21 protein-coding genes and 3 tRNA genes are annotated in these 24,935 nt (G+C 39.3%); 16 read left to right on the top strand and 8 right to left on the bottom strand.

Annotation, left to right across the window (positions count from 1 at the left end; translation table 11 throughout):
- Positions 1–93: 93 nt before the first annotated feature.
- Both gyrA and ycaO read right to left on the bottom strand, forming a co-directional pair.
- The gene (gene gyrA / locus INQ00_RS09075; RefSeq protein WP_054418635.1) at positions 94–2,739 is read right to left on the bottom strand and encodes a DNA topoisomerase (ATP-hydrolyzing) subunit A; all 2,646 of its coding nucleotides are present in this window, start codon (positions 2,737–2,739) and stop codon (positions 94–96) included.
- Between the two features lie 153 nt (positions 2,740–2,892).
- Positions 2,893–4,656, bottom strand: coding sequence for a 30S ribosomal protein S12 methylthiotransferase accessory factor YcaO (gene ycaO, locus INQ00_RS09070; protein ID WP_197546850.1), 1,764 nt, complete (start codon positions 4,654–4,656; stop codon positions 2,893–2,895).
- A 179-nt stretch (positions 4,657–4,835) separates the two neighbouring features.
- Between ycaO and INQ00_RS09065 the strand changes: the two genes are divergently transcribed.
- Positions 4,836–5,174, top strand: coding sequence for a YegP family protein (locus INQ00_RS09065; protein WP_049381360.1), 339 nt, complete (start codon positions 4,836–4,838; stop codon positions 5,172–5,174).
- Here the strand turns inward: INQ00_RS09065 and INQ00_RS09060 are convergent, their stop codons facing one another.
- Positions 5,175–5,891: a class I SAM-dependent methyltransferase gene (locus tag INQ00_RS09060; RefSeq protein WP_197546849.1), complete on the bottom strand. Its 717-nt coding sequence runs from the start codon at positions 5,889–5,891 to the stop codon at positions 5,175–5,177.
- A 10-nt stretch (positions 5,892–5,901) separates the two neighbouring features.
- Here INQ00_RS09060 and gloB point away from each other — a divergent pair, with 10 nt between their 5' ends.
- The 6 genes from gloB (at position 5,902) to INQ00_RS09030 (ending at position 9,180) form a co-directional block, all read left to right on the top strand.
- Positions 5,902–6,603 carry a hydroxyacylglutathione hydrolase gene (gene gloB / locus INQ00_RS09055; RefSeq protein WP_197546848.1) on the top strand — a complete coding sequence of 234 codons (702 nt, stop codon included), beginning with the start codon at positions 5,902–5,904 and terminating at the stop codon, positions 6,601–6,603.
- A gap of 135 nt (positions 6,604–6,738) precedes the next feature.
- Positions 6,739–8,061, top strand: a complete 1,323-nt coding sequence (hemA, locus tag INQ00_RS09050; protein WP_111315456.1) for a glutamyl-tRNA reductase — start codon at positions 6,739–6,741, stop codon at positions 8,059–8,061.
- Positions 8,045–8,788 carry a phosphodiester glycosidase family protein gene (locus INQ00_RS09045; protein ID WP_197546847.1) on the top strand — a complete coding sequence of 248 codons (744 nt, stop codon included), beginning with the start codon at positions 8,045–8,047 and terminating at the stop codon, positions 8,786–8,788. The genes hemA and INQ00_RS09045 overlap by 17 nt, the downstream gene beginning before the upstream one ends.
- Before the next feature lie 123 nt (positions 8,789–8,911).
- Positions 8,912–8,988: transfer RNA gene (locus tag INQ00_RS09040), tRNA-Met, on the top strand.
- Between the two features lie 5 nt (positions 8,989–8,993).
- Positions 8,994–9,078, top strand: a tRNA-Leu gene (locus INQ00_RS09035).
- A gap of 27 nt (positions 9,079–9,105) precedes the next feature.
- A tRNA-Gln gene (locus INQ00_RS09030) sits at positions 9,106–9,180 on the top strand.
- A gap of 76 nt (positions 9,181–9,256) precedes the next feature.
- Here INQ00_RS09030 and INQ00_RS09025 read toward each other — a convergent pair.
- Together INQ00_RS09025 and prfC are read right to left on the bottom strand one after the other, a co-directional pair.
- The gene (locus INQ00_RS09025) at positions 9,257–9,673 is read right to left on the bottom strand and encodes a hypothetical protein (RefSeq protein ID WP_126471759.1); all 417 of its coding nucleotides are present in this window, start codon (positions 9,671–9,673) and stop codon (positions 9,257–9,259) included.
- Positions 9,674–9,736: 63 nt separating this feature from the next.
- Positions 9,737–11,320, bottom strand: coding sequence for a peptide chain release factor 3 (prfC, locus tag INQ00_RS09020; RefSeq protein ID WP_197546845.1), 1,584 nt, complete (start codon positions 11,318–11,320; stop codon positions 9,737–9,739).
- Between the two features lie 219 nt (positions 11,321–11,539).
- On the opposite strand from prfC, the gene INQ00_RS09015 reads away from it, so the two are divergent.
- From INQ00_RS09015 to argG, 3 genes are all read left to right on the top strand, one after another.
- Entirely contained in the window at positions 11,540–12,400 is an 861-nt protein-coding gene (locus tag INQ00_RS09015; protein WP_197546844.1) for a phosphoribosylaminoimidazolesuccinocarboxamide synthase, read from the top strand.
- Positions 12,401–12,472: 72 nt separating this feature from the next.
- The gene (locus tag INQ00_RS09010) at positions 12,473–13,303 is read left to right on the top strand and encodes an SDR family oxidoreductase (protein ID WP_197546843.1); all 831 of its coding nucleotides are present in this window, start codon (positions 12,473–12,475) and stop codon (positions 13,301–13,303) included.
- A 51-nt stretch (positions 13,304–13,354) separates the two neighbouring features.
- On the top strand, positions 13,355–14,689 hold the full coding sequence (argG, locus tag INQ00_RS09005) for an argininosuccinate synthase (protein WP_197546842.1): 1,335 nt from the start codon (positions 13,355–13,357) through the stop codon (positions 14,687–14,689).
- A gap of 108 nt (positions 14,690–14,797) precedes the next feature.
- Here argG and fur read toward each other — a convergent pair whose 3' ends face one another.
- From fur to INQ00_RS08990, 3 genes are all read right to left on the bottom strand, one after another.
- A complete protein-coding gene (fur, locus tag INQ00_RS09000; RefSeq protein WP_197546841.1) occupies positions 14,798–15,232 on the bottom strand; it encodes a ferric iron uptake transcriptional regulator in 435 nt (144 codons plus the stop codon).
- Positions 15,233–15,270: 38 nt separating this feature from the next.
- Positions 15,271–15,795, bottom strand: coding sequence for a flavodoxin FldA (gene fldA, locus INQ00_RS08995; protein ID WP_049370273.1), 525 nt, complete (start codon positions 15,793–15,795; stop codon positions 15,271–15,273).
- Positions 15,796–15,919: 124 nt separating this feature from the next.
- The gene (locus INQ00_RS08990; protein ID WP_197546840.1) at positions 15,920–16,705 is read right to left on the bottom strand and encodes an alpha/beta fold hydrolase; all 786 of its coding nucleotides are present in this window, start codon (positions 16,703–16,705) and stop codon (positions 15,920–15,922) included.
- Positions 16,706–16,775: 70 nt separating this feature from the next.
- Between INQ00_RS08990 and seqA the strand changes: the two genes are divergently transcribed.
- The 6 genes from seqA to INQ00_RS08960 all read left to right on the top strand — a co-directional run bounded on the left by seqA (position 16,776) and on the right by INQ00_RS08960 (position 24,935).
- Positions 16,776–17,417: a replication initiation negative regulator SeqA gene (gene seqA / locus INQ00_RS08985; RefSeq protein WP_197546839.1), complete on the top strand. Its 642-nt coding sequence runs from the start codon at positions 16,776–16,778 to the stop codon at positions 17,415–17,417.
- A gap of 4 nt (positions 17,418–17,421) precedes the next feature.
- Positions 17,422–18,774 carry an o-succinylbenzoate--CoA ligase gene (gene menE / locus INQ00_RS08980; protein ID WP_197546838.1) on the top strand — a complete coding sequence of 451 codons (1,353 nt, stop codon included), beginning with the start codon at positions 17,422–17,424 and terminating at the stop codon, positions 18,772–18,774.
- 13 nt (positions 18,775–18,787) lie between these two features.
- A complete protein-coding gene (gene mscK / locus INQ00_RS08975) occupies positions 18,788–22,132 on the top strand; it encodes a mechanosensitive channel MscK (RefSeq protein WP_197546837.1) in 3,345 nt (1,114 codons plus the stop codon).
- A 15-nt stretch (positions 22,133–22,147) separates the two neighbouring features.
- The gene (gene aroC / locus INQ00_RS08970; RefSeq protein ID WP_197546836.1) at positions 22,148–23,221 is read left to right on the top strand and encodes a chorismate synthase; all 1,074 of its coding nucleotides are present in this window, start codon (positions 22,148–22,150) and stop codon (positions 23,219–23,221) included.
- Between the two features lie 63 nt (positions 23,222–23,284).
- The gene (mepA, locus tag INQ00_RS08965; RefSeq protein ID WP_197546835.1) at positions 23,285–24,157 is read left to right on the top strand and encodes a penicillin-insensitive murein endopeptidase; all 873 of its coding nucleotides are present in this window, start codon (positions 23,285–23,287) and stop codon (positions 24,155–24,157) included.
- Positions 24,158–24,167: 10 nt separating this feature from the next.
- Positions 24,168–24,935, top strand: a complete 768-nt coding sequence (locus INQ00_RS08960; RefSeq protein ID WP_197546834.1) for a TSUP family transporter — start codon at positions 24,168–24,170, stop codon at positions 24,933–24,935.

Raw genomic sequence — 24,935 nt, 5'->3', positions numbered from 1 at the left:
ATCAATAGAATAGATCTCTAAAAGAGATTTTTAGATGCCAATAAAAAAGCCCCGCGAATCAAAACGCGGGGCTTTTATTTAATGGGAGATCAATTATTCTTCAGAAGTCACATCTTCAGTGCCTTCGTCTTCATCATCCACATCACAAACACGTTCAAGACTGACTACGTGTTCATCTTCTGCGGTACGAATTAAACGAACCCCTTGGGTGTTACGGCCAACGATACTTACTTCACTTACACGAGTACGCACTAAGGTACCTGCATCAGTGATAAGCATAATTTGGTCGGTTTCTTCTACTTGTGTCGCTGCAACGACTTTACCGTTACGTTCGCTCACTTTAATCGAAATCACCCCTTTGGTATTACGCGATTTGGTTGGGTATTCGCTTAATTGTGTACGTTTACCGTAACCGTTTTGTGTCGCCGTAAGGATTGCACCATCATTTTTCGGCACAACTAAGGATACGACTTTATCGATGTTGAGATCGAGTGTTTCTTCTGCATTATCGTCAGAAACATCTTCAATTTCGACCGCACTTTCATCGTCAGCGATATCATTGGTAAGAGCGAGTTTAATACCGCGTACACCTGTTGCTAAACGACCCATTGCACGGACTGCGCTTTCAGCGAAACGCACTACGCGACCTTGAGAAGAGAACAACATGATTTCGTTAGAACCGTCGGTGATATCGACGCCGATTAATTCATCTTCATCACGTAAGTTCAAGGCGATGATGCCGCTGGAACGTGGACGGCTGAATTCGGTTAGTGCAATTTTCTTCACAATACCACCAGCGGTTGCCATGATCACGAATTTATCTTCTTCATAAGCAGAGATTGGCAGGATTGCGGTGATACGCTCGTTTTCTTGTAACGGTAGAATATTGACAATTGGACGACCACGCGCACCACGGCTAGCTTGTGGTAATTGATAGACTTTCAACCAATATAAGCGGCCACGGCTAGAGAAACAGAGAATCGTATCGTGAGTATTCGCCACTAAGAGTTTTTCGATGAAGTCTTCATCTTTCATCTTCGTTGCAGATTTACCTTTACCACCTCGGCGTTGAGCTTCGTAGTCGGTAAGCGGTTGATATTTCACATAACCTTCGTGAGAAAGGGTCACCACCACATCTTCTTGAGCGATTAAATCTTCTAAATCAATATCACCGGAAGCTGCAGTGATTTCGGTACGACGTTCATCGGCGAATTGTGCACGTACTTGTTCAAGTTCTTCACGAATTACTTCCATCAAGCGTTCAGGGCTGTTGATGATGTGGAGAAGTTCTGCAATTTTAACCAATAACTCTTTGTATTCATTGATGACTTCTTCGGTAGCAAGACCGGTTAAACGGTGTAAGCGAAGTTCTAAGATTGCATCAACTTGTTCTGGAGAAAGGTAGTAATCAGAACCTTGAATACCAAATTCAGCGGCTAATTCAGCTGGGCGTGCCGCTGCATCAAGTAAGCCTAAGATCTCATTGTTGAGTTTCCAAGGGCGAGAAATTAATTTTTCTGCCGCTTCTTTACGCTCTTTCGATTGACGGATAATGTCGATGATTTCATCGATGTTTGATGTTGCAACCGCTAAACCTTCTAAAATATGGGTACGCTCGCGGGCTTTACGCAATTCAAATAAAGAACGGCGAATCACCACTTCGCGACGATGCATCACAAAAGCTTCAATGATTTGTTTTAAGTTGAATAAACGTGGTTGACCGTGATCCAAGGCCACCATGTTGATCCCGAAGGTTACCTGCATTTGGGTAAGCGCATAGAGATGATTTAATACCACTTCGCCTACGGCATCACGTTTGATGTCAATTTCAATGCGGATCCCTTCTTTGTTCGAAAGGTCGATAATATTGCTGATGCCTTCGATTTTTTTATCTTTGATAAGCTCAGCAATTTTTTCCACTAATTTGGCTTTGTTCACTTGATAAGGCAATTCGGTCACAATAATTTGCTCTTTGCCTTTATCTGTGGTTTCTACGCTAGCGCGAGCGCGAACATACACTTTGCCGCGACCAGTGCGATAAGCTTCTTCAATCCCTTTGCGGCCATTAATTAATGCCGCTGTTGGGAAGTCTGGGCCAGGAATATATTGCATTAACTCATCAATAGTGATGTTTTCGTTATCAATATAAGCCAAGCAGCCATCTAAAACTTCATTTAAGTTGTGTGGAGGAATATTCGTTGCCATCCCTACCGCAATACCGGAAGAACCGTTTGCTAAAAGTGCCGGAATACGGGTTGGTAATACGTCTGGAATCATTAATTCGCCATCATAGTTAGGCGAGAAATTCACGGTTTCTTTATCCAAGTCAGTTAATAACGCTTGGGTGATTTTTTGCATACGGACTTCGGTATAACGCATTGCCGCTGGGGCATCACCGTCGATTGAACCGAAGTTACCTTGCCCATCTACCAACATGTAGCGTAATGAGAACGGCTGTGCCATACGCACAATGGTGTCGTACACCGCAGAATCACCGTGCGGGTGATATTTACCGATTACATCACCTACCACACGGGCAGATTTTACGTATTTTTTGCCGGCAGTGATGCCAGATTGATCCATGGAGAAAAGCACACGTCGATGCACCGGTTTTAAACCGTCACGCACATCAGGCAAAGCACGCCCAACAATCACCGACATGGCGTAGTCAAGGTAAGAAGATTTTAGTTCTTCTTCAATATTGACTGGGGTAATAGAGGAATGGATTGAATCCGTCATTTTTATTCCTTTTTTGATCAAAAAATTGTGACGGATTATAGCATAAATTTAAGCATTTTTGTGTGAAAAGTGCGGTTGATTTTAAAGCAGTTTTTTAATGTGGAAATAAATAAGGCAGACATGAAGTCCGCCTTATGATTGAGAGAAAATTGCCTATTTCCAATTTTCTCGTTTGGCTTTTTGTAATTTCGCATAAGCACCAAGTAAAGCTTGGTGTTCTTTGAAGTTTTCAAGCGTTTCATCGCTGGCTGGCAAGTTATAGAACGGGTTACCTTTTTCTGCTACTGCCGCCCAAGCTTGTTGAACAGCTTCTTTGCCATACATTCTTTCAAATACAGTGCGATATTGTTGTGGATCGCGAGTATTGTCTAAATGCAATTCAATGATGCTGATTAAGGCACGATAGTAATTTGCACGCTCTGGTGTAAATACAGAGCTGTTCATATTCATCGTCCAGTTTGCCCAATCTAAGGCTAATTCTAATTCACCTAATGCTAAGTAAAGCATGGATTTAAGTTCACCAACACGTAATGTTGTCCAACCGCTTGCTTTTGGTGCAACGATACCGATAAATTCGCGAACGCGTGTAGCGTCGTCAATATCTTGCTCATCTAATTCTGCTAATAATTCTTCATAAGTTTCAGCATCATGATGATGGTGTGGTAGATCCAATAAGATCTCACGCCAGTCCATACCCATATTATTATTGGCATAAATGAGGTCATCAGCAGGATAGATATCAGACATGCCTGGTACGATAATGCGGCAAGCGTAAACGTCTAAATGGTTGTAATCCATGATATAGACTTCTTTTTCCTCTGCATTAAAGATTGCCATCAAGTTTTCATATTCTTCTTGCGTTGAACCTGAGAAATCCCAATCTACAAATTCATAATCTGGCGTATTTTTAAATAAATCCCAAGAAATTAAACCGCTAGAATCAATAAAGTGTGTTTCAAGGTTAGCATGCTCCGCCACATCATAATTATTGAATGATGGAGGCGAGAATACATCGAGATCTTTTAAGCTGCGACCTTGTAAAAGCTCCGTTACGGTACGCTCTAATGCCACTTGAAAGTTTGGATGTGCACCAAAAGAAGCAAAGCAAGTGCCATTATTTGGGTTAAGCAACACAACACAAATGACAGGATATTTGCCACCTAGTGACGCATCAAAGGCATAAATTGGGAAGCCTTCTTCCTCTAATTTTGCAATAGAGGCTTGAATGGATGGATAGCGATCCATCACAGATTTTGGAATTTCAGGAAGACTGATTGCTTCTGCAATAATACGATTTTTTACGTAACGTTCAAAAACTTCTGAAAGCCCTTGCACGCGTGCTTCATTTTTTGTGTTACCAGCGGACATCCCATTAGAGACGTACAAATTCGCAATGATACTTTGTGGAATATAGACGGTTTCTTGATCGGATTGGCGCACATAAGGCATCGCGACAATACCGCGATCGTAATTACCGGATTGCAGATCCACAAGCAATTCAGGGGTTAGTTCTTGATTTGGATCGAAATAATCCCATAAATAATCATCTAAAATCCCTTTTGGTAAAAGGGCTTCATCTTCAATTGGAAACCATTTTTCAGTGGGATAATGGACGAAATCGCCATTGGCAATCTCTTGCCCTAAATAGAAATCGGCAAAGAAATAGTTGGTGGAAAGACGTTCGAAATATTCACCTAATGCAGAGGCTAGCGCTGCTTTTTTGCTTGCACCTTTACCGTTAGAAAAACATTGTGGGCAATCCTTATCACGAATATGTACAGACCAGACATTTGGTACAGGATTAAGCCAAGAGGCTTCTTCGATATTGAAACCAAGTGCGGTCAATTTTTGTTGAAATTTTGAAATACTGTCTTCAAGTGCGGCATCTTTGCCGAGAATAAATGTTTGTTCAGTCATAATTGTTCCTGTTATAAAAAGCTCCCGCATCATAGGGGAGTTTAGTGGGCTAATCAAGCATAAAATTTATACGCTTTAGCTCTTGTTTTCCTTTATTTTTAAGGGTAAATTAGCCTGGCGCAGAAAGGCATTTTCTGTGTAGGTAAAATTATAAACAAATCAATCAATTGGGAGACATTATGGCTCAAGGATTTTATGAATTAAAAGTGGCTAAAGACGGACAATTTATGTTCAACTTAAAAGCAGCAAACGGACAAGTTATTTTAACTAGCGAACTTTATAAAACAAAAGCATCAGCTGAAAACGGTATTGCTTCAGTACAAAAAAATGGTGTGGATGCGAAAAACTTTGAATATCGCGTAGCGAAAAATGACAAACCTTACTTCATTTTAAAAGCGGCTAACCACCAAGAAATTGGCCGTAGCCAATATTATTCTTCTCAAGCTGCAGCAGAAAAAGGCGTTGAGTCTGTAATGAATAATGCATCTTCAGCAGTAATCAAAGAAGTGACAGAATAATCATTCTGTTCTGATTTCTTTAAATGCACCTGCCGGCTCTAAAAACGCCGGCATTTTTGACCGTGCTTTCTCCGGATTCAGTGTTAAGGGATAGGTTCGTTTTTGGGCGATGATCACGGTGAGCGGAGAGCAGAGCGTGGTCTTTTCTTGTTTTATAGATAGCCTTTCTTCTGTAATCACATCAAAATTTAATAACGATAACCAGTCAATGACTCGCCAAGTAGCATATTGTCGGAATTTGAAGTTACCTAACTTCGGTTTGAAAAGTAATGGACTCATCGGATTAAATAACGTGATGAAAATCCAGCCATCATCCTTTAAAACACGATGAGCTTCACGCAATATTTGGTGAGGATCTTGCGCAAAATTTAAGGTGTTTGCCAACAAGCAGGCATCCATTTCTTTTTCAATAAAAGGCAAGGCTAATGGCGATGCTTGGAGTAAGCTATCACTTTCATTTAAAAGTGCGGTAGGAAAATACGCTGTTTTTTCAGCTAATACAATTTGGTGACGTAAAGGCAAGTCAAAGGCGATTTCGCCACTTAAGGCGCCGACTTTCAGAATTTGATAGCCTAAAATTTTTGGTGTCCATTGGGCAAAATAATCGGTTAATACGTTACAATAGGTTTCACCTTGCGGTAACGCTTGCCAACTTTCAGGTGAAAGAAGTGGTTTGTGCCATTTGGCTTTCCAATTCAATGTTAATCCTATTTTCATAAGGTAATTTATGCTAGCTCCTATTCCTGCGTTCAATGATAACTATATTTGGCTTTATAGACGAGAAAATTTTCCCGTAATTGTGATTGATATCCCAGAAATAACCCGTTTAATTCCGTACTTAGAGTCCCATAAGTTAGACGTAGAAGCGGTGTTATTAACCCATAATCATGATGATCATGTGCAAGGTGTCGCGGAGTTTAAGCAGTATTATCCCAATGTGCCTGTTTTCGGTCCAACAGAATGTGCAAATAAAGGGGCAACCAATATCGTGGATAGTGGTGTGATTAATACGGCACATTATCATATTGAAGTTTTGCCAAGCGGTGGTCATACGGCAGGGCATGTCAGTTATTTGGTGGATGGGCATCTATTTTGCGGTGATGCGTTATTTTCTGGTGGTTGTGGACGCGTATTCACGGGAAATTTTGCTCAAATGTTTGAATCTATGCAACGTTTTAACCAATTACCAGATGAAACCGTGGTTTGCCCGGCTCATGAATATACGCTGGGCAATTTAGCTTTTGCGGAAACCGTATTGACAGATAAAAGTGCGATTGAAAATCAACGTGTTTTAGTGGAGCGTTATCGGGCAGAGGGCAAGCCGAGTTTGCCGACAACAATTGGATTAGAGAAACAAATTAACCCGTTTTTACAAGCAAAAAATTTAGACGAATTTACACAATGGCGTTTAGCTAAAGATAAGTTTTAACTCGTTTTAGTTATTTATTTGAGTTTTTTCTCTTGAAATTTGCTCAATTCTCAACAATTCATTAAAATAGCGAAACTTTTACTTTCTACTTAAGCCGCCTATTCATAAAAGTGCGGTTGTTTTTATTAGGTTTTTATGACCCTTCTTGTTCTTGGCATTAATCATAAAACGGCTTCTGTTGCTGTTCGTGAGAAAGTCGCTTTTTCTGAAGAAAAGCGGCAGCTTGCCTTACAACAAATTCACCAACAAGATTTGGCAGAAAGTGCGGTTATTCTTTCTACCTGTAACCGTACAGAGATTTATCTTCACCATCGTCAAATTTCACCCCAAGAGTGTAAGCAATGGCAAACGAACTGTACAAATTGGTTTGCTAATATTCATCAGCTTTCTGTCGATGAATTAAATAAGAGTATTTACACACATCAAAATCAACAAGCAGCGAATCATTTAATGCGAGTGGCCTGTGGTTTGGATTCATTAATTTTGGGTGAGCCGCAAATTTTAGGACAGGTGAAACAAGCGTTCCAAATCAGTGAAGATTATTATCAAGCGGCGAATATTCCGCTTTCAAGCACGCTTTCTCGTTTGTTCCAAAAAACCTTTGCTACAGCAAAACGTGTACGCACTGAAACCAATATTGGTGAAAGCGCTGTATCGGTGGCTTATGCAGCTTGTAGTTTGGCACGTCAAATTTTTGAATCTTTACGTGAATTACAAATTTTGCTCGTTGGGGCAGGGGAAACCATTGAATTGGTAAGCCGTCATTTATTACGCCATGGTGTAAAAAAATTGATGATTGCTAACCGCACTTTATCTCGCGCTGAACAGTTGGTGGAAAACTTAGCATCTAATACACCGATAGAAGTGTATTCTCTCGATGAGTTGCAAACACCACTAAATCAAGCGGATATTGTTATCAGCTCAACAGGCAGTCCGAATGTTTTAATCACCAAAGCAATGGCTGAAATTGCGGAAAAAGCACGCCAATTTAAACCGACTTTGATGGTGGATATTGCGGTGCCGCGTGATATTGATGAAAACGTCTCGGAATTAGAAAGTGTGTATCATTACACCGTAGATGATTTGCAAGATATTATTCAACGCAATCTTTCTCAACGTGAGCAAGCATCAGAGCAAGCGCAAGACATCATTACACAAGAATGCACGGATTTCTTCGAGTGGTTGAAGGTTCATCAGTTCTCTAATTTGATTCGTCATTATCGTGATGAGGCGGAGAATACTCGACAAGAATTACTCGAAAAAGCCTTACACCAAATTCAACAAGGTGAGAATGCTGAAAAAATTTTGCAAGAATTAAGTTATAAATTAATGAATAAACTCATTCATGCACCAACCCAAACCATGCAAGCCATGATGAAATCCGGTAATGCGGAAGGTTTGCATGCCTTTTCCAATGCTTTGCATTTAACCCATCCTTTAAATGAAAAAAACGATTAGATTTTTGACCGCACTTTTAGGTGGCTCATCGCTACTGATGAGTGTATCAGCCCTAGCTGAATATCGAACCTTTAATGATGGCAATATTACTTACGGGATTTTCCAAGCTAAACCTGAAGAAGTGCAGCTACATTGGAAAGATGCTGAAGGTAACGATTATCAAAGTTTAACGCGCCTCAAAAATGCCCTAGAAGATAGCTATAACGTGAAAATGGTCATGAATGCAGGCATTTATAGCATGAATAATGTGCCTGCAGGATTATGGATTGAGCAAGGAAAAGAGCTCAATGCGTTAAATACAAAATCAGGTAAGGGTAATTTCCATGTGCAGCCTAATGGCGTGTTTGCCATTGCTGGAAATAAACCCTATATTTTAACAACCGCTGCGTATCAAAAAAGCAAACTCAAACCAGATTTTGCATTGCAATCAGGCCCGATGTTGATTATTCATGGAAAAATGAATCCGCAATTTCGAGCTAGCCTAGAAAGCTATCATAAGCGCAATGCAGTGTGTTTGACGAAGCAAAATGAATTACTTTTCTTGATGACGATAAAAGGTGAGCCTAACCTTTATACCTTAAGCCAAGGTTTGCTGAAAATAGGTTGTCATGACGCCTTATATCTTGATGGAACAATATCTAATTGGTACATTCCAGGGCAATTTAACACCTTGCATTGGAAGCGTTTTGTTGGAATGATCTCCGTTCTTGATGTGAACAAAAAATAGCAAAAGCGTTTTATTTATAATCAACTAAATCAAAAAATCCGTTTTTTGCAAAAAAATGATTGACGAGAATAGGTCAAATCAGGATAATACGCCCCGCAAAGCCGATAAGGTAAAGCAAATGATGGCTACATAGCTCAGTTGGTTAGAGCACAACACTCATAATGTTGGGGTCGCAAGTTCGAATCTCGCTGTAGCCACCAAGTTTGCGGGACTGGCGAAATTGGTAGACGCACCAGATTTAGGTTCTGGCGCCGAGAGGTGTGTGGGTTCAAGTCCCTCGTCCCGCACCATTTATCAGCTTGCAGTCAAATAGTAGTTGGGGTATCGCCAAGCGGTAAGGCACCGGGTTTTGATCTCGGCATCCCTAGGTTCGAATCCTAGTACCCCAGCCATCTTATTTTTCAATTTCTTTTGTATAAAAAATGCGATTAAATTTAACCGCACTTTGTTTTATTTTTGTTTAAAATATTATTTACACATTCTCTCGATAAGTTTTGCTTCTAATCGGCGATGAAACCATGGTGTTGTATCAAATTCACTACCTTGTCCCAGTAAGCCAAGATCAAAAGTGTCTTCATCGACGTATGGACCAGACTTATCTCCTATTCCATCCATGTATTCTTCGCCAAGATCGTAAAAGCCAAGCAAATTCTTATTAAGATCAAACACAAAAACTGTGGCACGATAACCCAAATTAAGTGAAAACCCATTAGGAATGAAACCTGCACAAACAGAAATATTACGCTTGAATTTTGGAAAACTGTGGTTTACACAATGATTAGTCGAGTTCATCGAATATTCCATATCTCGACAAACATTACGCCATCGCCAGCTGAATGCAACAACTAGTATAAGAACGATACAGATGAAGTGTCGTTTTTTCATTTTATTTCTCATAAAGTGCGGTACTTAATTCACTATAAATTTTGACCGCACTTCGTATTGCAATTAATGTTCCCTTGTTTTAAAGAAGGTCACATCAGGATAACGTTCTTGTGCAAGGTTTAGGTTTACCATAGTCGGTGCGATATAAGTGAGATTATCCCCACCATCTAATGCTAGGTTTTGCTCATTTTTACGTTTGAACTCTTCAAATTTTTTGTTATCCGCACATTCCACCCAACGAGCCGTTGCGACGTTGACCGTTTCGTAAATGGCTTCAACGTTATATTCAGATTTCAAACGCGAAACAACCACGTCAAACTGTAATACACCGACCGCGCCAACAATCAAATCATTATTGCTTAATGGACGGAATACTTGCACAGCACCTTCTTCAGAAAGTTGTACTAAGCCTTTCAACAATTGTTTTTGTTTAAGCGGATCTTTCAAACGAATGCGACGGAATAATTCAGGGGCAAAGTTTGGAATGCCGGTAAATTTCAGATCTTCACCTTGTGTGAAGGTATCGCCAATTTGAATTGTGCCATGATTGTGTAAGCCGATAATATCACCAGCATAGGCCTCATCGGCATGGGTACGATCTCCCGCCATAAAGGTGAGCGCATCAGAAATAACCACATCTTTACCAATACGCACGTGTTTAAGTTTCATGCCTTTTTCATATTTGCCAGAAACTACGCGTAGGAAAGCCACGCGGTCGCGGTGTTTTGGATCCATGTTAGCTTGGATTTTAAACACGAAACCAGTGAATTTTTCTTCTTCTGCTGAAACCTTACGGGTATCAGCTTGACGAGCTTGTGGTGCAGGTGCCCATTCGGTTAAACCATCTAAGAAATGATCGACACCGAAGTTACCTAATGCAGTACCAAAAAAGACAGGCGTCAATTCACCACTTAAGAATAAATCTAAATCAAATTCATTACTTGCACCTTTTACTAGCTCTAATTCATCACGCAGTTGTTGGGCTAAGTCATCACCTACGGCAGCGTCTAATTCAGGGCTATTTAAGCCTTTCACGATTCGTACTTCTTGAATAGTAGAGCCTTGTCCACTTTGATAAAGATAGGTTTCATCTTTATATAAATGATAAACCCCTTTAAACAATTTACCGCAACCAATCGGCCAAGTAATTGGCGCACAATGGATTTTTAATATGCTTTCCACTTCATCTAATAATTCCATTGGATCACGGATATCACGGTCAAGTTTATTCATGAAAGTGATAATTGGCGTATCGCGTAAACGGGTCACTTCCATTAATTTAATGGTACGTTCTTCAACCCCTTTTGCAGAATCGATAACCATTAAGCAGCTATCCACAGCCGTCAAAGTACGGTAGGTATCTTCCGAGAAATCCTCATGCCCCGGCGTATCCAATAAATTCACTAAGCACTCATTGTAAGGGAATTGCATCACGGAAGTCGTAATGGAAATACCACGTTGTTTTTCCATTTCCATCCAGTCAGATTTTGCATGTTGTGCAGAGCCTTTACCTTTTACTGAGCCTGCTTTTTGAATGGCATTGCCGTATAACAATACTTTTTCGGTGATGGTGGTTTTACCCGCGTCAGGGTGGGAAATAATCGCAAATGTGCGACGTTTATTCACTTCTTCTAATGGATAACTCATTTGTCTTGTTTCTTCTGTTTTAAATAATGGTGTATTGTCGCTGATTTTCAGATTGAGCTCAAATTAAATTGTTTTTCTTTTGTTATCTATAGCTTATTTAGGTGTATGACTCTGTAATTTCTTTTCTTTAAAAATTTTTGATAAAAAAGCAAACGTTTGCGTAAGAAATGAGGTATAATACGTGCCGATTTTTTATTCTTATAATAAAAGGTGCAAGCAATGACACAACTTAGTCTAAAAAAAATCTATTCGGGAAAAGTGCGTGATCTTTATGAGATCGATGATAAACGGATGTTAATGGTCGCCAGTGACCGTTTGTCTGCATTTGATGTGATTTTAGATGATCCTATTCCACGCAAAGGGGAAATTCTGACTCAAATTTCCAATTTTTGGTTCAATAAGTTAGCCCATATTATGCCGACTCATTTTACTAGCGATTCAGTTTATGATGTGTTACCAAAAGAAGAAGCTGATTTAGTGAAAGATCGTGCAGTGGTATGTAAGCGTTTGAAACCAATAAAAATTGAATCTATCGTGCGTGGTTATTTAACGGGTAGCGGGCTAAAAGATTATAAGCAAACGGGCACCATTTGTGGTTTGAAATTACCAGAAGGATTAGTTGAGGCAAGTAAATTACCAGAGCCGATTTTCACACCATCAAGCAAAGAAGAAGTGGGCAATCACGATATCAATATTAGCTATGAAGAATGTGAAAAAGCAATTGGCGCAGAGTTAGCGGCACAAGTCAGAGAAAAAGCGATTGCACTTTATACTGAGGCTGCCAAATATGCGCTGACTAAAGGCATTATTATTTGTGATACTAAATTTGAATTTGGTTTAGATGAAAATGGTACGCTCACTTTAATGGATGAGGTATTAACACCAGATTCTAGTCGTTTTTGGTCAGTTGATACTTATAAAGAAGGAACAAATCCGCCCTCATTTGATAAGCAATTTGTACGAGATTGGTTAGAGCAAAGTGGTTGGGATAAACAACCGCCAGCGCCTAAAGTACCAAAAGAAGTGATTGAAAAAACAGTTGCTAAATATCAAGAGGCGTTGGATTTATTAACAAAATAACATTAACAAACTCCCTGCTATGCTTTAGAATGGCAGGGATTTTTATGGATAAAATATTGTAAATAAAAGAGTATGAAATCTGTTGCAATAGTTGGTTTAGGTTGGTTAGGCTTACCGCTGGCGCTGCACTTAAAAGAGCTTGGTTGGTGTGTAAAAGGATCAAAACAATCCCCTGAGGATGCTCAAAAATTGCATCAGCTAGGTATTGAAACTTATCCTTTTTCTCTTTCTGATGAAATAAAGCATTTACCAGACCATATTTGCACTCTTTTTAATGTAGATGCTCTCATTATCACCTTACCACCTAGCCGTTTTTCTTCTCAACAGTATTGTGAACATCTTGCTTTTTTAGCTAATCAAGCAAAGAAACAAGGTGTACAGCACTTGATTTTTACCAGTTCAACTTCTGTTTTTCCTGATATCTCGAGGCAATTTGATGAAAGTTCTCAACTTTCAGCTGAAACAGAAATTGGTAAAACACTGATACAAGCCGAGCAGTATTTATTCCAATCAGAAATATCTCATTGCGATATTCTTCGACTTGCAGGATTAATTGGGAAACAACGCCATCCGGTTAAATTCTTAGCAGGAAAACGAAATTTAAAACAGGGTAATTCACCTGTTAATTTGGTGCATCTAGAGGATTGCATTCAAGCTATTACTACCTTACTCATGAATCCAAATGGATTGCGAACTTACCATCTTTGCGCGCCAATTCATCCTACTCGAGCAGAATATTACACAAAAGCAGCGGTATTTTATGATTTATCCATACCACAATTCGATTGTAGTGATTCGGATCCGAAACGAATCATTATGGCAGATAAAATTTGTCGAGATTTAGGCTTCTCTTATCGTTATCCAAATCCCGATGATATGTTAGAAAAGTGCGGTGATTTTTGACCGCGCTTTTTAAAGACTTACTCACCATAACCACAATGAAGGAAATAAAATATGTCAAATACGATTCTGCAACATTTACCTAAAGGTCAAAAAGTTGGTATTGCTTTTTCAGGCGGGCTAGATACCAGCGCTGCATTACTTTGGATGCGTCAAAAAGGTGCGGTACCTTATGCTTATACAGCAAACTTAGGTCAACCCGATGAAGATGATTACAATGCAATTCCGAAAAAAGCGATGGAATATGGTGCGGAAAATGCGCGTTTAGTGGATTGTCGTGCGCAGTTAGCCCATGAAGGGATTGCGGCTATTCAATGTGGTGCATTCCATATTTCTACTGGTGGAGCAACCTATTTCAACACCACACCACTTGGTCGTGCGGTAACAGGTACGATGCTTGTTGCAGCAATGAAAGAAGATGATGTCAATATCTGGGGTGATGGTTCAACTTTTAAAGGTAATGATATTGAGCGTTTTTATCGTTATGGTTTATTAACCAACCCAAATTTAAAAATTTACAAACCATGGTTAGATCAACAATTCATCGATGAGTTGGGTGGTCGTTTTGAAATGTCAAAATTCTTAATCGAAAATGGTTTTGACTACAAAATGTCGGTAGAAAAAGCCTATTCAACTGACTCTAATATGTTAGGTGCAACTCACGAAGCGAAAGACTTAGAAGAGTTAAGCACAGGCATTAAAATTGTGAAACCAATTATGGGCGTAGCATTCTGGGATGAAAATGTTCAAGTGAAACCAGAAGTGGTGACTGTTCGTTTTGAAGAAGGTGTGCCAGTTGCCTTAAATGGTAAAACATTTGACAACGTAGTAGAGCTTTTCTTAGAAGCAAATCGTATTGGTGGTCGTCATGGTTTAGGCATGTCAGACCAAATTGAAAACCGTATTATTGAAGCAAAATCACGTGGTATTTATGAAGCACCGGGAATGGCATTATTCCACATTGCTTATGAGCGTTTAGTCACCGGTATTCACAATGAAGATACTATTGAACAATATCGTATCAATGGTTTACGTTTAGGTCGTTTGTTATACCAAGGACGTTGGTTTGATCCACAAGCATTAATGTTACGTGAAACTGCACAACGCTGGGTGGCTCGTGCGATTACAGGTGAAGTGACATTAGAACTTCGTCGCGGTAATGATTATTCAATCTTAAATACTGAATCACCAAACTTAACTTATGCGGCAGAACGTTTAAGTATGGAAAAAGTGGAAAATGCACCATTTGATCCAATCGATCGTATTGGTCAATTAACCATGCGTAACTTAGATGTAGCAGATACACGCGGAAAATTAAGTATCTACTCTCAAGTAGGTCTATTAACTGCAGGGAAAGATTCCGTTTTACCACAATTAGGTAAAAAATAATTTTCTCTTTTAAATTGGAAAAAGTGCAGTCAATTTTGACCGCACTTTTGATTGAGATAATAAAAAACCTTAGGCGTTGGGTCTAAGGTTTTTGTTTTTTAGCAAGAATTATTTTTTCTCTTCACATTTGTTGATATCGCTACATTTACCGTAGAGGTATAAACTGTGTGCTTTTAATTTGATACCATGTTGCTCACTGATTTCTTTTTGACGCTGTTCGATAATGTTATCAGTAAACTCAAATACCTTACCGCAATCTTCACAGATAATGTGATCGTGGTGTTCTGTTGGTGCAAGTTCAAAAACAGACTTGTTACCTTCAAAATTATGACGAATTAAAATACGTGCTTCATCAAATTGATTAAGTACGCGATATACAGTTGCAAGACCAATGTCACTACCTTGTTCTAACAAGATCTTATACACGTCTTCAGCTGAGAAATGCTCATTTTTATGTTCTTGCATTAATGCAAGGATAGTCAGCCGTGGTTCGGTGATTTTCAACCCTGCTTTTTTGAGTAATTTGATGTTTTCTTCAGACATAATGTTCCCTTAATTTGCTAAATAGAGATGGTTGATGGTTAAGCTAATTCTGCTAAACACATTTCATCGTAGATTTGTTTCGTCCATTTCTCTACACGTTCGGCTGTGAGTTCTGGTTGACGATCTTCATCGATACACAAACCGATAAAGTTTCCGTCGTCTAATAATGCTTTTGATGCTTCAAAGGTGTAGCCATCAGTTGACCAATTGCCCACGATAATCGCGCCACGTGGTTCAACGATATCACGTACTGTACCGATCGCATCACAGAAATAATCAGCATAATCTTCCTGATCGCCACAGCCAAAAATACCGACTAACTTGTCAGTAAAATCAATTTCTTCTAAGGTAGGAAAAAAATCATCCCAGTCAGCTTGTGCTTCACCGTAATACCAAGTAGGAATACCGAAAAGTAAAAAATCATAACCTTCGATATCTTCTTTCGAGCTTTTTGCAATGTCACGAATATCAACGAGTTCGTTACCTAATTGCTTTTGAATCATTTTTGCAATGTTTTCTGTATTACCTGTGTCACTACCGTAAAATAAACCGACAACTGCCATTGTTCTTTCCTTTTGAAATAAAATTAGGTGAATAGAAAAAAATTAGGGGCAAAGCCCTACAATTTGTGCGAACTATACCACAAATGAATTCTCATTTGAATAGAATAATTCTCATTTAAAACGATTAATTCTTATTTAGAAACCTATCAATTGCACGTATCACAAAATCTGGTTTTTCCGCATGAACCCAGTGCCCACAACCATTGATAGTGAAAGAGGTCGCATTCGGGAATTGTTTTAGAATAATTTCTGTATATTCAGGTTTAATATAAGATGAAAGCCCGCCTTTAATAAAGAGAGTAGGCGTATTAGCATAAACTTCCTGCCAATCCATCAGTTCCGCATAATGCTCAAAAAGTGCGGTCAAATTGAAACGAAAATATTCACTTGAAGTTGGCTCAAAAGATTTTAACATAAATTGCACCACGCTAGGATCGGCAATTTCACTTTCTAAAATAGGTTTAGCTTGTTGACGAGTTTGTGGTTGCGCTTTTTTCACTGCAAACAAACCACGGAAAACATCATCATGTCCCGTACTGCTATTAGCCACTGGAGCAATATCAATTACAACGAGTTTTTCTACTCGTTGTGGTTGAAGTGCGGTCATTTTCATTGCCGTTTTTCCGCCCATCGAATGGCCAATTAAGATCACTTTATCTAATTGAAGGTGATCGATAAGTTGCCATACATCATCAGCCATGACATCGTAATTCATTGTTTCTGAATGAAAACTTTGTCCGTGATTGCGTAAATCTACACGTAAAATGTTATAGTTATCGCTAAATGCACGGGCGATACCCCCAAGATTATTCATATCCCCAAATAAGCCGTGAATAAAAACTAAGGTAGGCGAATTAATTGCTTGTTTTGTTTGATGAAATTGATAGTTTAATAATTGGGAAGATGACATATATTTTGCGTGAGAATTTGGTTAGAAATCGTTATAATGGGTGAAAATTTTAGCAAACGGAGAGAAAAAAATGAAGATAATTGAAGTTGATGAAGAATTATATCAATACATTGCTGCACAAACTCAGTCTATTGGAGAAAGTGCTTCTGATATTCTTCGCCGTTTGTTGAATTTACCCGCTCATGCAACAAGCAAGGTTGATTTCTTTGAATCAGACGTATCAACTGAAAACACAAAAAGTGCGGTGCATTCTGAGCCTGTTTTAGCTGAAAAAACAACCGAAGTATCTCAACCAAAAGTTGAACCTGTTGAGCCGCCAAAAGTAGTGAAGAAACAATCGGACGAAGCAATTAATCACATTGTTGATAAAGTTCGTGCTCTCTTGAATTCTGCTGAATTTAAAGAAGAGCCAAAAGCAGTTGTGCGTTTTTTAAGTATATTGCGTACGCTTTATCGTACCAATCCAGAAAGCTTTGCACAGGCAACTGAAAGCTTACAAGGCCGTACTCGTGTGTATTTTGCTCGTGATGAAGGGACTTTACTAGTGGCGGGTAATCACACTAAACCAAAACAAATTCCTGACACACCATATTGGGTGATTACCAATACCAATAGTAATCGTAAGATGCTCATGCTAGAAGGGGCGATGCAATCTATGCATTTGCCGGAATATTTAATTGACGAAGTTCGCCCTTATTTCGTTAGCAACTAATTCGATGCAAAAATTTCCTTGGCAAGCATTTGCCCAAAATTCAGCATATGCAAATCAGATCGCGTTGCGAAATTCGCAGGGCGATCCTTTTACTTGGGCAGAACTTGCTGAGAAAATTAATCAGGTGGAAGCCTTTCTTTTACAACAAGGTGTGACAGCGCAAAGTGCGGTTGCTTTTTGTGGTAAAAATTCAGAAAAGATCTTATTTCTTTATTTATCCGTTATTCAGCTAGGTGCAAAAATTTTAGGTATCAATCCTGCATTTCCTCAAGAAAAAAGAGAAGAATTGTGCCAAGTATATGGGGTGGATTTTTGTTATCAAACCGAAGATATTCATTATTTAGCTGTTAAAGCATTACCCGAACATAACGCTGATTTTACAAAAGCGGCAACGATGACGCTAACATCGGGCTCGACTGGTTTGCCTAAAGCGGTGGTGCATAATGTGTCTGCTCATTTAGCTAATGCAGAAGGCGTTTGTGCCTTAATGAATTTTGGCAAAGATCAATCATGGCTACTTTCTTTACCGCTTTATCATGTTTCTGGACAAGGTATTGTGTGGCGTTGGCTGTATGCGGGAGCAACTTTAGTACTACCGAAAGAAGATTTTTATCAATCTATTGGTGAAGTTTCTCATGTTTCTCTCGTGCCAACGCAATTACAGCGTTGGTTTGATTATTTGACGGAGCATCCTCAGCCAGTTCAAACACAAGCCGTGTTATTAGGTGGGACACAAATCCCTGTAAAATTAACCCAAATGTTAAGTGAATTAGATATTCGAAGCTATTCAGGCTATGGTATGACAGAAATGGCTTCTACCGTATTCGCTAAACAATCGGATGGAAAAATTGGTGTAGGTCAACCTTTGCTTGGTCGAGAGTTTAAGTTAATGAATGAAGAAGTTTGGTTAAAAGGTGCAGGGCTTGCCATGGGATATTGGCGCGATGGACGTATAGATCCACTCACGAATCACGAAGGCTGGTTCCAAACCAAAGATAAAGGTCAATGGCTTGATGATGAATTAGTCATTCAAGGCCGATTGGATAATATGTTTATTTCCGGTGGTGAAAATATTCAGCCGGAAGAAATTGAAAAAGTGATTGCACAATCAGATTTGGTGAAACAAATCTTTGTTTTACCTAAACATGATGAGGAATTTGGCCATCGCCCTGTCGCAATTGTTGAATTTCATACCTCATTTAATGAAAGTGCGGTCGAATCTCTCAACGTTTTTTTACAAGGGCGATTGGAGCGATTTAAGCAACCCGTTGCCTACTATGAACTCCCTCAGGATTTAATCCAAGGGGCAATAAAGATTTCTCGCAAAGCACTCGCCGATTGGCTGTCGCAACAATAGGAAAGTTAGTTTAATGAAAAATATCTCTCGAGTTTTGACCGCACTTGGTCTTTCATTTGTTTTTACGCTGGCGCTTTCTCAGCCTGTTTGGGCAGAGAATAATAATGCTGATTTACCGACGGAAAAAACACTAAAAAGTGAATTAGCCGAGGCACAAAAATTACCAGATGGTGATGAAAAAACAAATAACGTCACGACAATCCAGGCTTCGCTTGATTTCTTGCAACAAATTCAAACACAGCAAAAAAATAATAACGATTTGCAAGATACGCTTATTGATGCAGATTCTGAAATTCAGAAGAATAATGCCGATCTTCAAAATCTTAAAAAACAGCTAAGCACGCCAAATAACACCGATTATGCTTCGCAAAGTTTAGCGACTTTACAGGCTCAGGTTGAGAAACTGACCAATCAACAACAAGATGCTCAATCTGCATTAAGTGCAGTGAATGCACAACTTGCAGGGCAAAGTGCTGTATCCGAACGCGCCCAAACAGCCTTAACAGATAATGTTAAACGTACGCAAGAATTGAATCAGAAATTGGCTGACCCAACAACTAGTTCGCTATTAAAACAGCAAATTCAGCTTGAATTGCAACTGATAGAACTAAAAAATATCTATAATCAAGTGCTATTAAAAAATAGTGATCAGTTGACGGTACTTTATCAAAGTCGATATGAGCTATTGAATGCGCGTGTTCAAGCGCTACAGAAACAAATTGCTGCCATTCAAGACGTGATTAATCAAAAGAATTTGGCTAAAACACAAAACCAAGTTGAGCAAGCACAACAACAAAGCCAAAATGTTGAGCAAAATCCGTTGATTCAGAAAGAATTGAATTTGAATGCACAGCTTAGCCAATATTTACTTGAGCAAACTGAGAAAACCAATACATTAACGCAAGATGAATTGCGCATGCGAAATGTATTGGATAACTTGACGCAGACACAGCGTACCATTGATGAGCAAATCAGTGCGTTACAAGGCACGTTGGTGCTTTCTCGCATTATTCAGCAACAAAAACAAAAATTACCGACCAATTTAAATATTCAAGGTCTTTCAAAGCAAATTGCGGATTTGCGTGTACAGATCTTCGATATTACGCAGAAACGTAATGAGCTTTATGATATTGATGCTTACATCAGTAAAATAGAGCAGGATGAAAATAAATCGTTTACACCGGCAGAAAAAACACAATTAACCAATTTACTCACTGAACGTCGTAAAGTAGGGTCAGATTTAATTAAGTCGTTGAATAACCAATTGAATTTGGCGATTTCCTTAGAGTTAACCCAACAGCAAATTACTCAAATCAGTGATCAGATTCAGTCTAAACTCGACCAACAAAGTTTCTGGGTAAAAAGTAATAATCCAATTAATCTTGATTGGTTCAAGAAATTACCGATGTCACTCAAAGCACAATTTGATGGCATTGGAAAGAAAATCGGCTTTCCGACAAACTTTGATAATTTGCCGTATTTACTCACTTACGTCTTTATTTTGTTTGTGATTGGTGGATTGATTTTTAAATTTAAAGAGTCGATTAAACAACGCTTAGCTGTGATTAATGGTGAGATTAACACGCTTCGTTCGGATAGCCAATGGCATACGCCACTTGCGTTATTTTATACGGCGCTTTTATCGTTATCAGGCACCCTGTGGTTCTTAGCGACTTGCCAACTTTTAGGCTTTTTCTTTGTGAAAAATCCACAAGAGTTTTGGGAGTGGTCGCTTAGCATGGCGGGCTATTGGTGGTTCTTTAGTTTTATCTTAGCTATTCTTCGTCCGAATGGTATTTTAGTGTGCCATTTTGGTTTTACTAAAGAGAGTGCAGCGAGCCTACAAGACGTCACGAAACGTATTATTGTTTCTGTTGTGTTATTACTGAATACGTCAATTTTCAGTAATGTCATGGATACAGGTTTAGCAAATGACGTATTGGGTGAAATTAATACCATTGTTGCTTTGCTTTTCTGCATTGTAATTATTGCACCACGTTTTATTCGTACTGAAAAATCATTGAGTTCAACGACAACAGATAAGCGTGATAGAACCATTTTCAAAATTGTACGAATCTTATTGCAATTGGTCCCTGTTATTTTAATTGCACTAATTGCTTTAGGCTATTATTACACCGCCTTAAATTTAATTACGCATATTATTAATACCTACATTGCATGGGTGGTGTGGTCGTTGGTGCGTCATACAATTTATCGTGGTGTCACCGTAGCATCAAGACGTTTAGCTTATCGTCGTTTACAAGAAAAACGTCAGCAAAAACAACAAGATTCAAGTGATGCTTCAGCCTCTGATGATGTGGTCGTGATTACCGAACAAGAAGAGGGATTGGACTTAAATGAAGTGCGTAGCCAGTTACTACGCTTTGCCGATCTCTTTATTTGGACCGCACTTTTTGTCATCTTTTATTATGTCTGGTCAGATTTAGTTACGGTGGTAAGTTATTTGCGTGATATTACCTTGTGGCAACAAACTTCAACAACTGAAGCGGGCGTGGTGACCGAAACGATTTCACTCTTTAACTTGATTGTTGCGTTAATCATTGTTGTGATTACCTATATTTTAGTGCGTAATATTCAAGGTATTTTAGAAATATTACTCTTCTCCCGAGTGAAACTTTCACAAGGTACGCCTTATACCATTACCACCTTATTAACCTATATCTTGGTTGCAGTGGGTGGCGCATGGGCATTTTCTACCCTTGGGATGTCATGGTCTAAATTACAATGGTTATTTGCCGCCCTTTCCGTTGGTCTCGGTTTTGGTATGCAAGAAATTTTTGCGAACTTTGTTTCCGGCATCATTTTATTATTTGAACGTCCAATTCGTGTGGGTGATACTGTGACAATTAACGATGTAACAGGTACAGTAGCGAAAATCCGTATTCGCGCCATTACGATGATCGATCCGGATCGAAAAGAAGTGATTGTGCCAAATAAATCCTTTGTAACCGGACAAGTGACTAACTGGGCATTATCTAACACCGTTACTCGTTTGGTTATATCCGTTGGGGTGGCTTATGGATCAGATTTAGAGTTGGTGAAACGTTTATTATTGCAAGCTGCAAATGAGCAACCAAGCATCTTAAAAGATCCAGAACCAAGAGCATTATTCTTAACCTTTGGGGCAAGTACGTTAGATCACGAATTACGTGTTTATGTGGGTCAAGTGTCTGAGCGAAATGATACGCTTGATGCACTTAATCGTCGTGTGAATGAATTATTTGCAGAAAATAATATTGATATTGCATTCAATCAATTAGATATTTTTATTAAGAATAAAGATACGGGTGAGGAAATTCCATTTATTGATGTGGCAAAATTAGCCCAAAATCATTAATTAAAGAGAGAAAATATGGCAGGGAATACTATCGGACAACTTTTTCGTGTGACGACCTTTGGGGAGTCACATGGTATAGCATTAGGCTGTATCGTAGATGGCGTACCGCCGAATCTTGAATTATCGGAAGCGGATATTCAACCTGATTTAGATCGTCGTAAACCGGGTACATCGCGTTACACTACGCCACGTCGTGAAGACGATGAAGTACAGATTTTATCAGGAGTATTTGAGGGTAAAACAACCGGTACCAGCATAGGAATGATCATTAAAAATGGTGATCAACGTTCACAAGATTATGGTGATATCAAAGATCGTTTCCGTCCTGGACATGCGGATTTTACCTATCAACAAAAATACGGTATTCGTGATTATCGCGGTGGTGGTCGTTCTTCTGCGCGCGAAACTGCGATGCGAGTTGCTGCTGGTGCGATTGCGAAGAAATATTTACGTGAACAGTTTGGTATTGAAGTGCGTGGCTTTTTAAGCCAAATTGGCGAAGTGAAGATTGCACCACAGACTGTCGGCAAAATTGATTGGGATAAAGTGAATAGCAATCCATTTTTCTGTCCAGATGAAAGTGCGGTTGAAAAATTTGATGAATTAATCCGTGAATTGAAAAAAGAAGGCGATTCGATTGGCGCTAAATTAACGGTGATTGCAGAAAATGTTCCTGTTGGTTTAGGCGAGCCGGTTTTTGATCGACTTGATGCCGATTTAGCCCATGCTTTAATGGGGATTAATGCCGTTAAAGGTGTAGAGATAGGCGACGGTTTTGCAGTAGTCGAACAGCGTGGCAGTCAACATCGTGATGAAATGACACCAAATGGTTTTGAAAGTAACCATGCTGGCGGTATTTTAGGGGGCATTAGCTCTGGTCAGCCAATCATTGCGACCATTGCACTAAAACCAACATCCAGTATTACCATTCCAGGACGCTCGATTAATTTAGAGGGAGAACCCGTAGAAGTCGTGACAAAAGGTCGTCATGATCCTTGTGTGGGTATTCGTGCAGTACCCATTGCGGAGGCCATGGTCGCGATTGTGTTACTCGACCATTTATTGCGTTTTAAGGCACAATGCAAATAACTATTTTAAATTAAGCTTATTTTTCTTTTATTGAAGATAAGGTAATTCGTTTTAGGAAATCTTATGAATAAATCTTTAGCAAAATTACTTTCAAGTGCGGTCGTTTTAGGGAGCGCTTTTCTCTCGCTACAAACAACAGCCTCGCCACAAGACTGGCAACGAATTAAACGTCCAATTCCTGCAACAGATGGTAAGGCAAATCCAATTGGTAGCTATTCGAATGGTTGTATTATCGGGGCTGAACCTTTGCCTTATAAAGGTGAGGGCTATCAAGTCATTCGTATGAATAAAAATCGCTATTATGGTCATCCGGATATGATTGCCTACTTACAGCGTCTTGGACAAAAGGCGAAGTCAGCAGGCTTACCAACCATGTTAGTTGGAGATATTGCTATGCCTGGTGGTGGCCGCTTTCTAACGGGGCATGCAAGCCATCAAATGGGATTAGATGCGGATATTTGGTTGCGCATGGGTACCATGACAGACAGTGAAGCGTTAAATTCTGACGGAAAAGGCTTACTCGTGGTGAATCGCCAAGCACAACGTGTTGATGAAAATGTGTGGAGTAACAATCATGCAACGTTAATCAAACTGGCCGCGCAAGATCCCAAAGTGACCCGTATTTTTGTGAATCCAGCAATTAAATTAAAACTTTGTCAAACTGCGGGAGACGATCGTGCTTGGTTACACAAAATTCGTCCATGGTTTGGCCATGATTCACATTTCCACGTGCGCATTGCTTGTCCAAAAGATGCCGCTTATTGTGAAGATCAAGCACCTGTACCAGCAGGCGATGGTTGTGGCGATGAACTTTATTCTTGGTTTGAACCCGCAAAACCAGGTTCAGGCGCTTCTAAACCAAAAGTGACACCACCAGAACCGTTTTTATGCCAACAAGTGTTGAGTTCGCCAAATAGTAGCGAATGGTTAGAGTAGGAGTTTAATCATGGAATTTGGAATTGATATTTTAGCTATGCTTTTTGCAGCAGCCTTTATTGCTGCATTTATTGATGCGATTGCAGGTGGCGGAGGCTTAATTACAATCCCAGCCTTATTAATGACAGGTATGCCACCCGCCATGGCATTAGGTACAAATAAATTACAAGCTTTTGGCGGTGCGTTGTCGGCAAGTATTTACTTTTTGCGTAAAAGAGCGGTCAATTTATCGGAGCTTTCTTTCATCTTACTGATGATTTTTATCGGCTCAGTGATTGGTACGTTACTCATTCAAAATTTAGATGCGACATTAATTAAAAAAGGGCTTCCATTTCTTATTTTAGCGATCGGCTTATACTTTTTATTGACACCTAAATTGGGCGAAAGTGATCGCAAACAACGAATTTCTTACGCTGTTTTTGCATTATGTTTTGGCTCATTGCTGGGTTTTTATGATGGCTTTTTTGGACCAGGTGTAGGCTCATTAATGAACTTGGCTTGTGTCACATTGCTTGGATTTAATCTCACCAAAGCAACTGCGCATGCTAAAGTGATGAATTTAACCTCAAATTTTGCGTCATTAATTTTCTTCTTTATTGGTGGTCATGTCATTTGGACCGTTGGTTTAGTGATGATGGCAGGAAGTCTGATAGGTGCAAATTTAGGCGCCAAAATGGTGATGGCAAAAGGCAAACAATTAATTAGACCAATGGTGGTGATTGTGTCATTTATCATGACAATAAAAATGGCGTATGATCAAGGTTGGTTTCATTTTTAA

It is taken from the genome of Haemophilus parainfluenzae, assembly GCF_014931275.1.
Taxonomy (GTDB): domain Bacteria; phylum Pseudomonadota; class Gammaproteobacteria; order Enterobacterales; family Pasteurellaceae; genus Haemophilus_D.
Note: the sequence above shows the minus strand (reverse complement) of the source record. Positions and strands in the feature narration are given on the sequence as shown.

Excerpts from the sequence above, each read along its gene's own strand:
- gyrA (WP_054418635.1), bottom strand. The coding sequence starts at position 2,739 with ATGACGGATTCAATCCATTCCTCTATTACCCCAGTCAATATTGAAGAA.
- ycaO (WP_197546850.1), bottom strand. The coding sequence starts at position 4,656 with ATGACTGAACAAACATTTATTCTCGGCAAAGATGCCGCACTTGAAGAC.
- INQ00_RS09065 (WP_049381360.1), top strand. The coding sequence starts at position 4,836 with ATGGCTCAAGGATTTTATGAATTAAAAGTGGCTAAAGACGGACAATTT.
- INQ00_RS09060 (WP_197546849.1), bottom strand. The coding sequence starts at position 5,891 with ATGAAAATAGGATTAACATTGAATTGGAAAGCCAAATGGCACAAACCA.
- gloB (WP_197546848.1), top strand. The coding sequence starts at position 5,902 with ATGCTAGCTCCTATTCCTGCGTTCAATGATAACTATATTTGGCTTTAT.
- hemA (WP_111315456.1), top strand. The coding sequence starts at position 6,739 with ATGACCCTTCTTGTTCTTGGCATTAATCATAAAACGGCTTCTGTTGCT.
- INQ00_RS09045 (WP_197546847.1), top strand. The coding sequence starts at position 8,045 with ATGAAAAAAACGATTAGATTTTTGACCGCACTTTTAGGTGGCTCATCG.
- INQ00_RS09025 (WP_126471759.1), bottom strand. The coding sequence starts at position 9,673 with ATGAAAAAACGACACTTCATCTGTATCGTTCTTATACTAGTTGTTGCA.
- prfC (WP_197546845.1), bottom strand. The coding sequence starts at position 11,320 with ATGAGTTATCCATTAGAAGAAGTGAATAAACGTCGCACATTTGCGATT.
- INQ00_RS09015 (WP_197546844.1), top strand. The coding sequence starts at position 11,540 with ATGACACAACTTAGTCTAAAAAAAATCTATTCGGGAAAAGTGCGTGAT.
- INQ00_RS09010 (WP_197546843.1), top strand. The coding sequence starts at position 12,473 with ATGAAATCTGTTGCAATAGTTGGTTTAGGTTGGTTAGGCTTACCGCTG.
- argG (WP_197546842.1), top strand. The coding sequence starts at position 13,355 with ATGTCAAATACGATTCTGCAACATTTACCTAAAGGTCAAAAAGTTGGT.
- fur (WP_197546841.1), bottom strand. The coding sequence starts at position 15,232 with ATGTCTGAAGAAAACATCAAATTACTCAAAAAAGCAGGGTTGAAAATC.
- fldA (WP_049370273.1), bottom strand. The coding sequence starts at position 15,795 with ATGGCAGTTGTCGGTTTATTTTACGGTAGTGACACAGGTAATACAGAA.
- INQ00_RS08990 (WP_197546840.1), bottom strand. The coding sequence starts at position 16,705 with ATGTCATCTTCCCAATTATTAAACTATCAATTTCATCAAACAAAACAA.
- seqA (WP_197546839.1), top strand. The coding sequence starts at position 16,776 with ATGAAGATAATTGAAGTTGATGAAGAATTATATCAATACATTGCTGCA.
- menE (WP_197546838.1), top strand. The coding sequence starts at position 17,422 with ATGCAAAAATTTCCTTGGCAAGCATTTGCCCAAAATTCAGCATATGCA.
- mscK (WP_197546837.1), top strand. The coding sequence starts at position 18,788 with ATGAAAAATATCTCTCGAGTTTTGACCGCACTTGGTCTTTCATTTGTT.
- aroC (WP_197546836.1), top strand. The coding sequence starts at position 22,148 with ATGGCAGGGAATACTATCGGACAACTTTTTCGTGTGACGACCTTTGGG.
- mepA (WP_197546835.1), top strand. The coding sequence starts at position 23,285 with ATGAATAAATCTTTAGCAAAATTACTTTCAAGTGCGGTCGTTTTAGGG.
- INQ00_RS08960 (WP_197546834.1), top strand. The coding sequence starts at position 24,168 with ATGGAATTTGGAATTGATATTTTAGCTATGCTTTTTGCAGCAGCCTTT.